This window comes from Nocardiopsis kunsanensis DSM 44524 (assembly GCF_000340965.1).
GTDB classification, from domain to species: Bacteria; Actinomycetota; Actinomycetes; order Streptosporangiales; family Streptosporangiaceae; genus Nocardiopsis; species Nocardiopsis kunsanensis.
This window is the reverse complement of sequence record NZ_ANAY01000020.1, coordinates 1-13,503: the sequence shown is the minus strand read 5'-3', so window position 1 is coordinate 13,503 and position 13,503 is coordinate 1. Positions and strand designations below refer to the sequence as shown.

Annotated in this window: 12 protein-coding genes, 2 tRNA genes and 1 pseudogene; 11 read left to right on the top strand and 4 right to left on the bottom strand. The window is 67.5% G+C overall.

Annotation, left to right across the window (positions count from 1 at the left end):
- The first annotated feature begins 144 nt into the window (after nucleotides 1-144).
- The 4 genes from D456_RS0114280 (at nucleotide 145) to D456_RS0114265 (ending at nucleotide 3,891) form a co-directional block, all read left to right on the top strand.
- The gene (locus tag D456_RS0114280; protein ID WP_017576866.1) at nucleotides 145-1,248 is read left to right on the top strand and encodes a PP2C family protein-serine/threonine phosphatase; all 1,104 of its coding nucleotides are present in this window, start codon (nucleotides 145-147) and stop codon (nucleotides 1,246-1,248) included.
- Nucleotides 1,249-1,527: 279 nt separating this feature from the next.
- Entirely contained in the window at nucleotides 1,528-2,871 is a 1,344-nt protein-coding gene (gene mgtE, locus D456_RS0114275; RefSeq protein WP_017576865.1) for a magnesium transporter, read from the top strand.
- A 70-nt stretch (nucleotides 2,872-2,941) separates the two neighbouring features.
- Nucleotides 2,942-3,187, top strand: a complete 246-nt coding sequence (locus D456_RS0114270; protein WP_017576864.1) for an Rv0909 family putative TA system antitoxin — start codon at nucleotides 2,942-2,944, stop codon at nucleotides 3,185-3,187.
- A 95-nt stretch (nucleotides 3,188-3,282) separates the two neighbouring features.
- Nucleotides 3,283-3,891, top strand: a complete 609-nt coding sequence (locus D456_RS0114265; protein ID WP_017576863.1) for a hypothetical protein — start codon at nucleotides 3,283-3,285, stop codon at nucleotides 3,889-3,891.
- Nucleotides 3,892-3,924: 33 nt separating this feature from the next.
- On the opposite strand, the gene D456_RS0114260 is transcribed toward D456_RS0114265, so the two are convergent.
- A complete protein-coding gene (locus D456_RS0114260) occupies nucleotides 3,925-5,787 on the bottom strand; it encodes an ABC transporter ATP-binding protein (protein WP_026115880.1) in 1,863 nt (620 codons plus the stop codon).
- 87 nt (nucleotides 5,788-5,874) lie between these two features.
- Nucleotides 5,875-6,378, bottom strand: a complete 504-nt coding sequence (locus D456_RS0114255) for an adenylyltransferase/cytidyltransferase family protein (RefSeq protein WP_017576861.1) — start codon at nucleotides 6,376-6,378, stop codon at nucleotides 5,875-5,877.
- Between the two features lie 242 nt (nucleotides 6,379-6,620).
- On the opposite strand from D456_RS0114255, the gene D456_RS27510 reads away from it, so the two are divergent.
- Nucleotides 6,621-6,770 (top strand): hypothetical protein, encoded by a 150-nt coding sequence (locus tag D456_RS27510; RefSeq protein ID WP_017576860.1) that lies wholly within the window; start codon nucleotides 6,621-6,623, stop codon nucleotides 6,768-6,770.
- A gap of 378 nt (nucleotides 6,771-7,148) precedes the next feature.
- Here the strand turns inward: D456_RS27510 and D456_RS0114245 are convergent.
- Nucleotides 7,149-7,222, bottom strand: a tRNA-Gly gene (locus tag D456_RS0114245).
- Between the two features lie 118 nt (nucleotides 7,223-7,340).
- Here D456_RS0114245 and D456_RS0114240 point away from each other — a divergent pair.
- The 5 genes from D456_RS0114240 (at nucleotide 7,341) to clpX (ending at nucleotide 12,066) form a co-directional block, all read left to right on the top strand.
- Nucleotides 7,341-7,415 (top strand) — tRNA-Pro (locus D456_RS0114240).
- 235 nt (nucleotides 7,416-7,650) lie between these two features.
- Nucleotides 7,651-9,078: a trigger factor gene (tig, locus tag D456_RS0114235; protein ID WP_017576858.1), complete on the top strand. Its 1,428-nt coding sequence runs from the start codon at nucleotides 7,651-7,653 to the stop codon at nucleotides 9,076-9,078.
- A 276-nt stretch (nucleotides 9,079-9,354) separates the two neighbouring features.
- Complete coding sequence (locus D456_RS0114230; RefSeq protein ID WP_017576857.1) at nucleotides 9,355-9,918, top strand: ClpP family protease; 564 nt, start codon at nucleotides 9,355-9,357, stop codon at nucleotides 9,916-9,918.
- 49 nt (nucleotides 9,919-9,967) lie between these two features.
- Nucleotides 9,968-10,627, top strand: a complete 660-nt coding sequence (locus D456_RS0114225) for an ATP-dependent Clp protease proteolytic subunit (protein ID WP_017576856.1) — start codon at nucleotides 9,968-9,970, stop codon at nucleotides 10,625-10,627.
- A 161-nt stretch (nucleotides 10,628-10,788) separates the two neighbouring features.
- Nucleotides 10,789-12,066, top strand: coding sequence for an ATP-dependent Clp protease ATP-binding subunit ClpX (gene clpX / locus D456_RS0114220; RefSeq protein WP_017576855.1), 1,278 nt, complete (start codon nucleotides 10,789-10,791; stop codon nucleotides 12,064-12,066).
- Between the two features lie 143 nt (nucleotides 12,067-12,209).
- On the opposite strand, the gene D456_RS0114215 is transcribed toward clpX, so the two are convergent.
- Nucleotides 12,210-12,920, bottom strand: a complete 711-nt coding sequence (locus tag D456_RS0114215) for a DUF305 domain-containing protein (protein WP_017576854.1) — start codon at nucleotides 12,918-12,920, stop codon at nucleotides 12,210-12,212.
- Between the two features lie 331 nt (nucleotides 12,921-13,251).
- Here D456_RS0114215 and D456_RS26850 point away from each other — a divergent pair.
- Nucleotides 13,252-13,447 (top strand): annotated as a pseudogene (locus tag D456_RS26850) (hypothetical protein); the annotation flags it as partial.
- Between the last annotated feature and the right edge of the window lie 56 nt (nucleotides 13,448-13,503).

The following is a 13,503-nucleotide window of genomic DNA, read 5'->3' as shown; positions in this document are numbered from 1 at the left end:
CGGCTGCAGAGCCACCACGACCGGGGCCTTCCCAGGGCCCCTGACACGCCGGCCCGGAGCGCCCGTCCGCGTCCGTCCCCCGGTGCCGCGGCAGCCCCTACCGAACCGACCGCCCCGTCCGAGGGTGGGCCGAGCTGAGGAACCATGAACGCCACACCGACCGCCAAGGTGACCCGGCTGCTGCGCTCGACCGCGCAACGGCTCGTCGCTGTGCTCCGGCGCAAGGTGCTGTTCCGCTATCGGCTGGTACTGATCACCTTGGTCGTGATCGCGGTCGGGATCGGGGTCGGCGCGGTCTGGGGGCCCACTCAGTGGTTCCCGCCCAGCTCCACGATCCTGACCGTTCTCGCCGGCGGGCTCCTGCTCAAGCGCAAGAGCCTGGCCTTCCTGCTCGCCGTGGTCGCCGCCGTCCTGCTCTTCGTCGGTTACATGCTGGACTTCGGAGAGGTGGGCCCCGGTCTGCTGGTGACCATCGGTGTCACCGGGGTGCTCTCCTACCTGCTGTCCGGGGTACGTGAACGCTTGGGTGTGCAGGGCCTGGGCGGCGAGATGATGCTGCTCGACCTGCGCGACCGCCTGCGCCACCAGGGCAAACTCCCCGAGGTCCCCCGAGGGTGGGGGCGCACCGCCGTCCTGCGTCAGGCCGGGGGCTCCTCCTTCGGCGGCGACTTCGTGGTCTCGCACCGCGAGGGCGACCAGCTCGACATCGCGGTCGTCGACGTCTCCGGCAAGGGGGTGGATGCCGGGACCCGTGCCCTGTTGCTCTCCGGGGCCTTCAGCGGACTCATCGGCGCGGTGCCCACCCGGGACTTCCTCGCCCACTGCAACGACTACCTCATGCGCCACAGCGAAGGTGAGGGCTTCGTCACGGCCGTGCACCTGAGCGTCGACCTCTCCAGCGGTGCGTACCAGGTCTTCTCCGCAGGCCACCCGCCCGCCGTGCAGTACGACGCCGGCAAGGGCCTGTGGTCCGCCAACGAGGCCAAGGGGGTCGTTCTCGGGGTGATTCCGGAGATGACCTACACCCCTGTCGACGGGCACCTGCGCCCCGGTGACGGGCTGATGCTCTGCACCGACGGGCTCGTGGAGACCCCCGGCGAGGACCTCGACGCCGGTATCGACCGGCTCCTGGGCGCTGCCCAGACCCTCGTGACCCAAGGTTTCTCCAACGGGGCCGACGACGTCGTCGACATCCTCAGCAAGGACAAGAACGACGACTGCGCCCTCGTGGTCCTCTGGCGCGACTGACCTTCCCGGCCCCTTCCACACCGCGGTGGAGGAGTTCCACCGCCCGCCGATGGCGGTAGGGTCGTTGTGCTCCCCGTCCCACGTGCGGCGATCGGCCGTGCACCGCCCCCGGCACGTCGTGCCCGCCCTTTCCGCCCCCGGGCACCAACTCAGCACGACCCCACCACGACACCGGGACACGGAGCGGGGCCCTCACCACAGGCCCGGGCCATTCAGAGGATCGGTCGTCCCCGGCGCCCCGTGCCCGGTGGGCGTAGAAGATGCGAGGGGGTGCTTCGCATGGCAGAAGGCGAGCGCGCTGAGGAACTGCTCGATCTGGTCGAGACCAACGACCTGACGGGGATTCGGCTCTGGTTGGCCGAACACAGGCCCTACGAGATCGCCGACGAACTCTCGCGGATGGCCGAAGGCCAGGCGACCATCCCGTTCCGGTTGCTGGACAAGGACCGGGAACTCGAGGTCTTCGAGGAACTCGACCCCGCCCAGCAGCAGAGCATCCTCCTGGGCCTGCGGGACCACGCCTTCCAGGAACTCCTGGAGGAGATGGACCCCGACGACAGGGCCCGCCTCCTCGGGGAAGTACCCGCCAAGATCGCGACCCGCGCCCTGGCCGGGCTCAGCCCCTCCGAGCGCCGGATGACCGCTGCGCTGCTCGGCTACCCCGAGAACTCCGTCGGCCGCTACATGACCCCCGAGACGGTCATCCTCCACCGCGACCTCACCGTGAGCCGCGCCCTGGAGGTCGTGCGCGCCAAAGGCGCCGACGTCGAGAACATCTACACGCTCCCCGTGGTCAGCGACGGCCGTCGCATGGTCGGCACCGTCGCCCTCGGCGACCTGGTCATTTCCGAGGCCGACCGTCTGCTCAAGGACGTCGTCGACGTGTTCGCTCCCCGAGTGCGTGCCTACGAGTCCGTCGAGAGCGCAGCCCGGCTCATGCAGGAAGCCAACCTGGTCGCCCTGTCGGTGGTCGACTCCGAGGAACGTTTCGTCGGCATGCTGACCTTCGACGACGCCCTCGAAGTCATCGAAGCGGCCGATACCGAGGACATGGCCCGCCAGTCCGGTGCCAGCCCGGTCAGTGACCACTACGTCTCCGTGAGCGTGCTGCGCCTGGTCGGTGCGCGGGCGGTGTGGCTGATGGTGCTGTTGGTGGCGGCAACGCTCACCGTCAACGTCATGCAGGCCTACGAGGCCACACTCGAACAGGTCACGGCACTGGCGTTGTTCGTGCCCATGCTCATCGGCACCGGCGGCAACGTCGGTGCCCAGTCGGCGACGGCGATCGTGCGCGCTCTGGCCGTGGGCGAGGTCCGGGTGCGCGACCTGCCACGGGTGCTGTGGAAGGAGAGCCGGGTCGGCTTCATGCTCGGGCTGACCCTGGCCGTGCTGGCCCTGGGCATCGGTTCGTTCCTGGTGGGCACGACCATCGCCTCGGTCGTGGCGTGCACCGTCATCGCGATCTGTACCTGGGCCGCCGTCATCGGCTCGGCCATGCCCCTGCTGGCCAACAAGGTCGGGGTGGACCCGGCGGTGGTCTCCTCGCCCATGGTCGCCACGCTCGTCGACGCCACCGGCCTGATCATCTACTTCTCCATCGCCCGGATGATCCTCGGTATCTGAGTTGACGATAGGCCACCCCTTCGAGCGGGTATCGCCCCGACAGGGCCACCGATCGAAAGGGGGAGGCATCATGTCCGGTGCTTCGAACGCGTTCAACAAGCTGCGCAAGGCGGTCGACAACAACGCGGACAAGGTCCAGGGGATGGTCGGCAAGGCCGCCGATGCGGCGAAGAAGGCCACGGGCGGTGCCCATGACGACAAGATCGACAAGGGCGCACAGGCCGCAGAGGACTACCTGAACAAGCGATCGGACGAGCAGGAGGGCTCCGGCGAAGAGGGCGGGGGCAGTCAGGAAGGCAAGGACGACCGGAAGTGAGGCTCCGGCAGGGAGGAGCGGTACACGGAGCGGCCGCGTACGGGACGTATCCTCCGACCAGGTAAGGCAAACCTGACCGGAACTCGTCCCAGGGGGTGCGTGTGAACTGCTCCGGTGACGCTCCCTGTCGTCTCACGGTCTGCCGGGGATGCTGCTGCGGTACCCGCAAGAAGGTTCCCGGCGTCGACCACGAAGCCCAGCTCGCCCGCCTCAGCACCATCGAGGACCACACCGGACGCACCGTGCCCGTGCGTCGTTCCGACTGTCTGGACCGCTGTTCCGAGGCCAACGTCGTGGTCGTGCAGCCCTCGGCCCGGGGCCGCGCGGCCGGCGGACGTCCGGTGTGGCTCGGGCGTGTCACCGACGACCACCTCGTCGAGGCGCTCGACGACTGGATCTTCGAGGGCGGACCCGGCCTCACCCCGTTGCCCGAGGCCTTGCGGGCCCACGTGATCTCCAAGGGCGCCGAGAAACCCGGCAAGGGCGGGAAGGTGAAGAAGGACGGTGCGCTCAGGACCGATCCGGTCCAGGAGAAGGACGGCAAGGGCACCCGGACCGAGAAGCGCAAGAAGCGCGAGAAGGCCGACAAACACAGGAAGAAGTGCGAGAAGGCCGAGAAGAAGGCCAGGAAGAAGCGCGAGAAGGCTGCCGAGGCCGCACGCCGGGCCGAACGGGGAGACGGCGCCGCCCCGAGCGCCGCCTGAGGGGCCGGAGCCTCCCGGCCCGACCCCCGGCCCTCAGCGGTCCTGCGAAGCGAACTGTGTTCGGTACAGAGCCGTGTACAGCCCTCCTGCGTCCAGCAGCTCGTCGTGGGTACCCCGCTCCAGGATCCGACCGTCCTCCAGCACCAGGATCTGATCGGCCTCGCGCACCGTCGCCAGCCTGTGCGCGATCACCAACGAGGTCCGGCCCACGAGCGCCTCCGCCAGAGCTTCCTGCACGGCCGCCTCCGATTCCGAGTCCAGGTGCGCGGTCGCCTCGTCCAGAACCACCACCGAGGGGGCCTTCAACAGCAGCCGTGCGATGGCCAGACGCTGTTTCTCCCCACCCGAGAGCCGGTAGCCGCGATCGCCGACCATGGTCTCCAGACCGTCGGGCAGCTGGTCCAACAACGCACCCAGACGTGCCATCCGCAGGGCCTCCGCCAGTTCCGCGTCGGTGGCCCCGGGCTTGGCGTAACGCAGGTTGGCACCCACGGTGTCGTGGAAGAGCTGGGCGTCCTGGGTGACCACACCCACCGATTCGCGCACCGAGTCGCCCGCGGCCTCACGCAGGTCGAGCCCGCCCACACGCACCGTCCCCTCCGTCGGGTCGTACAGGCGCGAGACCAGGTGGGTGAGGGTGGTCTTGCCGGCCCCCGACGGGCCCACGAGCGCCACCATGCGGCCGGGCTCGGCGCGGAAGGAGATCCCGCTCAGCACCTGGGTGTCGTCGCTGTTCTGCGTCTGAGGGGTCAACTCCAGGGAGGCGACCGAACTCTCCGCGGCGCTCGGGTAACGGAAGGAGACCCCGTCGAACTCCACCGACAACGGGCCCTCGGGCACCGGGCGTGCGTCCGGGTGCTCCTTGATCGCCGGCTCCAGGTCCAGGACCTCGAAGACCCGGTCGAAGGAGACCAGCGCCGTCATGATCTCCACGTGAACGTTGGACAACGTGGTGATCGGCCCGTAGAGCCGGGCCAGGAGCGTTGTCAGCGCGACCAGAGTACCGACCTCGAAGACCTCGCTCACGGCCAGCACACCGCCCACGCCGTAGACCATCGCCGTGGCCAGGGCCGTGATGGTGGACAACATCGTGAACAGCAGCCCGCCGTAGACCGCCTGGCGTACCCCGAGATCGCGCACGCGCGCAGCCCGGTCCGAGAACCCCGCCGACTCCTCGGAAGGACGTCCGTAGAGCTTGACGAGCATCGCCCCGCCGACGTTGAAGCGTTCGGTCATCAGCGAGCTCATCTGGGCGTTGTTGTCCATCGCGTCGCGGGAGATCACGGCGAGCTTGCGGCCCAGGATCTTCGCCGGAACGATGAACAGCGGGACCATCGCCAGTGCTGCCAGGGTGACCTGCCACGACAGCGCAAACATCGTGATGAGCACCGCCACCAGGCTCACCAGGTTGGTCACCACCGACTGCAGTACCGAGGTGATCGCGCGCTGGGCCCCCACCACGTCGGTGTTGAGGCGGCTGATCAGCGACCCGGTCTGAGTACGGGTGAAGAACGCGATCGGCATGCGCTGTACGTGGGTGAAGACCTGGGTGCGCAGCAGGTAGATGATGCCCTCGCCGATCCGGGAGGACAACCAGCGGCCGGTCAGGGTGATCAGACCCTCCAGGACCGCCAGTACACCCGCTGCGACCGCCAACCACACCACGATCGAGGCGCGGCCGGGGATGATGCCCTCGTCGATGATGGCGCGCAGCAGCAGCGGGTTGGCCACGACGATGCCCGCACCGAGCGCCGTCACCAACAAGAACAGCGTGATGGAACGCCAGTGCGGGGTGGCGTAGGACAGGATGCGCCGTGTGAGACCGGGCGGTAGTGCCTGCCCTTGTGCGCTCCCGTCATTGACCAAGGCCCTGTAGGAGGGCCTGCCTGACATCATGGACAGCCTCTTCGTGTTCGCGGGTTCGCCGAGCATCAACACCGGGGGAGGGGTGCCTCTTCCCGACTCGGCCGCGGACCGGGCCCGTCAGAGGGAGTGGGCCAGGCGCCCCAGGGCCGCTGTGGTCGACCGGCCGGGGGTGAAGGGCAGCTCCCACGCCTGCGCCCCCAGGGCCTCGGCCCCCCGGATCTTGGCGTGGGTGTAGCGGTCGCCCTCGGTGAAGGCCAGAGCCGCAGGGGCGATCGGACGCAGGACGTCGGAGTAGGCCGTCCAGTCGGCGACCTCGGGAGAGCCCTCGATGACGAACGAACCGCTCACGCAGGCCAGGGCGGCGATGGTCTCGGCACGCTCATCGGCCGGGTTGACCGGGCGTCCCGGGCCCTTCCAGGCACGGACCCGCTGGTCGGACTCGATACCCACGACCAGGGGGAGCCCGCGCTCGGCGATGGACCGCAGGAAACGTACGTGTCCCACGTGCAGGACGTCGAAGACCCCGGTGACCACAACCGGTCGCTCCAGGGGGTCCGGCCGGTCGAACCAGTGCGCGCGCAGGGGGCTGACCGCCTCGTGCTGCGCGTCCGTCTCCGTCATGCCGCCACCTGTTCTCGATGTGCCCGAGGGTGCCCGTGCCGGATTCGCGCTCACGGGCCCACCCGAGAGGTCAACGTACCTCTTTGAAGTGGGTATTCCGGTGCACGGGCCGCACGAAACCGTCCCGGAAGTGTCCGGGATCACAGAATTCCCGTACTTCGGAGCGATCCCGCCGGAACCCGCGCGGCCGAGGGGTACGTCCCACCACCGGAACACGGAGCGTCTTCGGAGAGGAAGTGCCCATGGCCTGGGTCGTGTTGGTCGAGGAGTCCGAAGGTTTGGGACGGGACCGGTGGCGTTGGGCGATGACCCCTTTCAGGGCGGGGCCGTTCGCCGACTTCGACGGCGCCGCCGACACCGCGTTGCGCCTGACGCACGATTACCGGCCGTAACACCCCTGGTCGGAGCGGGACCGCAGCGCGTACCGGGTCTCGCCCAGTGAGTACATCGTCCGTGTGATCGGTGCCACGACCGACTTCCACTTCCGGGGCACTGTGGCCGAAGGCATCGAACCGGGCACCGGGCACCCCGTGTAGGTGCCGGTCCATCCGGTGGCGTGCACGGGCCCCGGGCCGTCGAGCGGTCTTCCGGGTGTTCGCTCGGGGCGCTCGTCGGCGGGTGCGGTCTGTGGCGCGTGGGGTGGCCCTGCGGTGGCAGCCACGGCGCGCACGAGTGTTGGCGAGTGCACACCGTGGGTTCGGGGATCGTCCCCCGGGAGGAGGGCCGAGGGTGGCTCGGCGGACCGAATCCGCCGAGCAGCACTCGGTCTTTGGAGCGGGCGACGAGAATCGAACTCGCATGACCAGCTTGGAAGGCTGGGGTTCTACCATTGAACTACGCCCGCGTGGCGTCGGAGCCTTCGAGTTTCCTCTAGACTCGTTGAGCCGACGGAGACCAGAGTACAGTCTTGGGGCAGTGTTCGCACACTCGCTCCGGGGATGCCATCCTTGGGGCCGTCGTAGCGGGGTGTAGCGCAGCTTGGTTAGCGCGCATGCTTTGGGAGCATGAGGCCGCGGGTTCGAATCCCGCCACCCCGACGGAACCGATCTCGGTGACACAGCTTTCTGGAAGTTGTGCGCCGTGGCCCCCTGTTTGTCTGCCCTAGACTTGGTGCGATCAGCAGGAAACTGTAAGTCCCAGCCCGTCGCAGGGCACCCCTTCAGCGCGCAGTCGTCAGACTGGCTCCGGGGTGCGCGCGTGCATTCTCCGTTCGAATGGTGCGCCTGCGGGCCGATGCGGACATCCAGCCGGCAAACCTAGGAGTACCGCCCCGTGAAGACCGATGTCGAGGAGCTCAGCCCCACTCGGGTCAAGCTGACCGTCGAGGTGCCCTTCGAGGAGCTCGAGCACGCTTTCGACGTGACCTACAAGTCGCTCGCGAAGCAGGTTCGGATCAAGGGCTTCCGCCCGGGCAAGGCGCCGGCGCGGCTGATCGACCGCTACGTCGGCCGTGGCGCTGTGATCAGCGAAGCGGTCAACCACGCTGTTCCCGAGCTCTACAACGAGGCCGTCCAGAACGAGGAGATCTTCGCGCTCGGCCAGCCCGACGTCGAGGTCACCAAGCTCGAGGACAACGAAGAGCTCGCTTTCACCGCTGAGGTCGACGTCCGGCCCAAGTTCGAGGTGGAGGACCACAAGGGCATCGAGGTGACCGTCGACAGCACCGAGGTCACCGACGAGCAGGTCGACGAGCAGGTCAGCGCCCTGCGCGAACGTTTCTCCACCCTCGTCGGTGTGGACCGTCCCATCGAGGACGGCGACCACCTGTCCATCGACCTGTCCGCTTCCGTGGACGGCGAGAAGCTCGACGACGTCGCCGTCAGCGGCTACTCGTACGAGGTGGGCACCAACAACATGCTCGAGGGCCTCGACGAGACCCTGCGCGGCATGGAGTCCGGTGGCGAGGAGACCTTCAGCACGACCCTGGTCGGTGGTGAGCACGAGGGCAAGGAGGCGGACGTCACCGTCACCGTGCACAGCGTGAAGGCCAAGGAGCTCCCGGAGCTGGACGACGAGTTCGCTCAGCTCGCCAGTGAGTTCGACACCATCGACGAGCTCCGTGACGACGTGCGCAACCGCATGTCCGAGGTCCGTCGCATGCAGCAGCTCTCCTCCGCCCGCGACAAGGCCCTCGAGAAGCTCATCGAGCAGATCGACCTGCCGCTGCCCGACGCCGTGGTCGACGAGGAGATCGACCGCCGCCGCCAGAGCCTGGAGCAGCAGCTCGGCCAGAGCGGTCTGAGCAAGGAGGCCTACCTCGAGTCGCAGGAGAAGACCGAGGAGGAGTTCGAGGAGGAGATCAAGACCGGGGCCGCTTCCGCGGTCAAGGCCGGTTTCATCCTCGACCAGCTGGCCCTGCAGGAGGACCTGAGCGCCGACCAGAGCGAGCTCAGCCAGTACGTGTTCGAGCAGGCCCAGCGCATGGGCGTCAGCCCGGACCAGCTCGCTCAGCACCTCGTCGAGTCCGACCAGATCCGCGTCGCCTTCACCGAGGTCGTGCGCGGCAAGGCGATGGACCTGGTCCTGGCCAACGCCAAGATCACCGACGAGGACGGCAACGTCGTCGAGCAGGAGACCGCTTCCGAGGCCGAGGAGGCCGCCAAGACCGCTGCTGTCTCCGCTGCCGAGGCCTCCGACGAGTCGGCCGAGGCCGCTCAGGAGGACACCGAGGAGAGCAAGGACGAAGCCGAGTCCAAGTAGTCCGCCCCGTCCGGACGTGTGTATCGGGCCCCGCCATCGACCCTGAGGTCACCGGCGGGGCCCGCCGCGTTCGCCGGTGGGAGAACACCCAGAGCAGAGCTGCGAGCATCCCTGCGCTCAAAGCGAACAGCCTCGGGATCCGTGCGTCCACGGGACTCGGCAGCGTTAGTGTCTGGTGTATCGCAGCCTTCGATTCCGGAGCAGGTGACGAGAGTGCCGCCGATTGATGAGTCCACGTTCGACCCTCGTATGTCGGACCCGCAGCTTTCCCCTTTTATGGAGCAGACGCCTCAGCGCCTGCTGCGCCAGCGAATCGTTTTCCTCGGGCAGCAGGTCGACGACGAGATCGCCAACCGCCTCGTGGGTGAACTCCTGCTGCTGTCCGCGGAGGACCGCCAGCAGGACATCACGATGTACATCAACTCGCCCGGTGGTTCGGTGACCGCCGGGATGGCGATCTACGACGTCATGCAGTACATCCCCAACGATGTCCGTACCGTCGGTATCGGTCTGGCCGCGTCCATGGGCCAGATGCTGTTGTGCGCGGGTGCCCAGGGCAAGCGTTACGCTCTGCCGCACACTCGCGTCATGATGCACCAGCCCTCCGGCGGCATCGGGGGTACGGCCTCCGACATCCGTATCCTCGCCGACCAGCTTCTCTACGTGAAGAAGATGTTCCTGGAGCGGGTCTCCATCCACACCGGTCAGCCGCTCGAGCAGATCGAGAAGGACGCCGACCGGGACCGTTGGTTCACGGCCCAGCAGGCCCTGGAGTACGGCTTCATCGACGAGGTCCTGGAGGGGAGCCTCGGCGTGAGCGCGGACCCGAACCAGAGTTGAGCCCGTCGTACCTTGTTCCAGGAACGGCGTAGTGCGTGGAAGGCGTGAAATGACCGAGTTCAACCCGAGCAGTCTCATCGGCGGCATGGCCCCCTCGGCTCCGCAGAGCCGCTACGTCCTGCCGTCCTTCACCGAGCGGACGTCCTACGGCGTCAAGGAGATGAATCCGTACAACAAGCTCTTCGAGGAGCGGATCATCTTCGTCGGCGTCCAGATCGACGACGTCTCGGCCAACGACCTGATGGCCCAGCTGATCACGCTGGAGCAGCTCGACTCCGAGCGCGACATCCAGATGTACATCAACTCTCCGGGCGGCTCGTTCACGTCGCTGATGGCGATCTACGACACCATGCAGTTCGTCCGCCCCGACATCCAGACGGTGTGCATCGGCCAGGCGGCCTCGGCCGCGGCGATCCTGCTCGCCGGCGGCACGAAGGGCAAGCGCGGTGCGCTGCCCAACGCCCGCATGATGATCCACCAGCCCGCCACCGAGGGCATGCACGGCCAGGCCAGTGACATCGAGATCCAGGCCAACGAGATCACCCGGATCCGGCAGCAGCTGGAGCAGACGCTGGCCGAGCACACCGGGCGTTCGGCCGAGCAGGTCTCCGAGGACATCGAGCGGGACAAGATCCTGACCTCGGAGGAGGCCGTCGACTACGGTCTCATCGATTTCGTGCTTCCCTACCGCAAGGCTTCCCTGAAGTAGGCTGCACGCGACGCGAGTGTCGGACCGGGCCGGATTCCTGACCCGCCTGGACCAGTCCGGGTGGTGAAGCCGGTCCGGTTCGTCGCTTAGTCTGGCGAAGAGCGACACACAGATCGCCTCGCCCGCCGGGCGGGGTGGCCTTAGTTTTGAGGAGTGGCTGGGTGGCACGCATCGGTGACGGCGGGGACCTGCTGAAGTGCTCGTTCTGTGGCAAGAGCCAGAAGCAGGTGAAGAAGCTCATCGCTGGCCCCGGTGTGTACATCTGCGATGAGTGCATCGAGCTGTGCAACGAGATCATCGAAGAAGAGCTCGCGGACGCCACCGACCTCACCTGGGATTCGCTGCCCAAGCCCCGCGAGATCTACGAATTCCTCGACTCCTACGTGATCGGCCAGGAGCGCGCGAAGAAGGCGCTCTCGGTGGCCGTCTACAACCACTACAAGCGTGTGCGTTCGGAGGGTGAGCGGCCCGGCGACGAGGACGTCGAGATCGCCAAGTCCAACATCCTCCTGCTGGGCTCCACGGGTTCGGGCAAGACGCTGCTCGCGCAGACCCTCGCCAAGATCCTCAACGTGCCCTTCGCCATCGCCGACGCCACGGTCCTGACCGAGGCCGGCTACGTGGGCGAGGACGTCGAGAACATTCTCCTGAAGCTGGTCCAGGCCGCCGACTACGACGTCAAGAAGGCCGAGACCGGAATCATCTACATCGACGAGATCGACAAGGTCGCCCGTAAGAGCGAGAACCCCTCGATCACCAGGGACGTCTCCGGCGAGGGTGTGCAGCAGGCGCTGTTGAAGATCCTGGAGGGCACCTCCGCGAGCGTGCCCCCTCAGGGCGGGCGCAAGCACCCGCACCAGGAGTTCATCCAGATCGACACCACCAACGTGCTCTTCATCTGCGGTGGAGCTTTCGCGGGTCTGGACCAGATCATCGACTCGCGCACCGGCCAGCAGGGCATGGGTTTCAACGCAGAACTGCGCCCGAAGAACGAGGACGACAGCAGCCAGGTCTTCTCCGAGGCGATGCCCGAGGACCTGCTCAAGTTCGGCATGATCCCGGAGTTCATCGGCCGCCTGCCGGTGATCACGAGCGTGCACGACCTCGACAACGCCGCGCTCATCCGCATCCTCACCGAACCCAAGAACGCGCTGGTCAAGCAGTACCAGCGGCTGTTCGACCTCGACGACGTGGAGCTGGAGTTCACCGAGGGCGCCCTCTCCGCCATCGCCGAGCAGGGCATCATCCGCGGTACCGGCGCCCGCGGGCTGCGCGCGATCATCGAGGAGGTCCTGCTCTCGGTGATGTACGAAGTGCCCAGCCGCGAGGACGTGGCCCAGGTGATCATCACCCGCGAGTCCGTCGAGGAGCACGTGAACCCGACGATCGTGCCCCGTAACCAACTCGGTGACGACGGGCAGCAGGAGAAGTCGGCCTAGCGTGAACCTACTGGGGCGGATCCGGACCACGTCCGGATCCGCCCCACGTGTGTGATGGTCTCCTCCGCCGGTGGCCTGCCCGGTGCGGAGCCCATGAGCGAGGAGGAACCCGCCCCTGAACGGGATCGAGAGGGGAACCGGGGTCAGCCGTTCTCGAGGATGCGTTCCATGCGGACGATCTCGGTGTTCTGCTCGGCAATGAGGTCGTTGGCCATCTTCAGGACCTGGCGGTCGCTGCCGTCGGCCATGACGTCCTCGGCCATGGTGACTGCGCCGCGGTGGTGCTCGCTCATGAGCTCGACGAAGAGCTGGTCGAAGTCGTTGCCTTCGGAGCCCTCCAGGCGTTCGAGCTCCTCCTCGGATGCCATGCCCTCCATGTCGTCGTGGTCGACGTCGAGCACGCACTCGGCGACGTCCTCGCCCTCGGCGTGGTGGTGGTCGTCCCCACCGTCGAGCCCGCAGAAGTTCTGGTGAGCGGGGTTCTCACGGGCCGGCGCGAAGACGTGCTCCTCCAGCCAGCTCTCCATCGCGGTGATCTCCGGCCCCTGAGCGGCGGCGATACGGTCGGCGATGCGCTCGATGTCCTCGCGCTCGTGCCGCTCCGGTGCCAGGTCGGTCATCTCCAGGGCCTGTTCGTGGTGCTCGATCATCATCACGAGGTAGTCGACGTCGGCCGAGTTGTGGCCCTGCTCCTCGGCGAGGGCGGCGATCTGCTCCTGGGTGGCTGGTGTGGAGGACTCCCCGGGGGCGCCTGGTGCGATGACGTTGGCCGACTCCTGGTCGGCGTCGTCGGTGCAGGCGGTTGCGGCGAGCAGGACGAGGGCCGATCCGGTGGCGAGTGCGAGGCGACGCACGAGGTGTCCTCCAGGGGTGGGGGCGGGCGCGGGCGCACGGCCCGCGGTGTCGGCCGTGTGCGACACCCTGCCGGGTTTTCTACTCAGTCCGTGGCTGTTTTGTCCAGCCCTGGAAACCGGTGGTGCGCCTTCGCGAAGCAGGCTGTGCCACGGGTCTGCGCGCGCCATGAGATACCTGTTCTCGGCGTTTCGACTGGTCTGTCGCCTACGTGATGAGTGGAACACGAAGTAACCATGAGAGTGTCTTTTGTGTTGCCAGGGGTGGGTCCGGGACCGAGCGAGCGCACAACGCTCCGTGGTACACCGGGCGAAGGTCGCGTCGGTGCTGGTCCTGTTCGCCGTGGCAGGGGCCGCACCGGGTGCATGGGCCGGTGATGGCATCGGTGCACCTGGCCAACGTCCCCAAACAGCCGGACCTGGACAGCGAACCGCAGTTCAACTCCGACCTCGCTTTCACCGTTGACTACGCCATCGGCAGCAACTACGACGGGTTCGTGGTCTACGACATCTCCCATCCGGAGGACCCCTAGATGAGTAATTCCAAGGGGTCAGTGGTCATAGGCCGTCAGGGAGCGTAGGACGG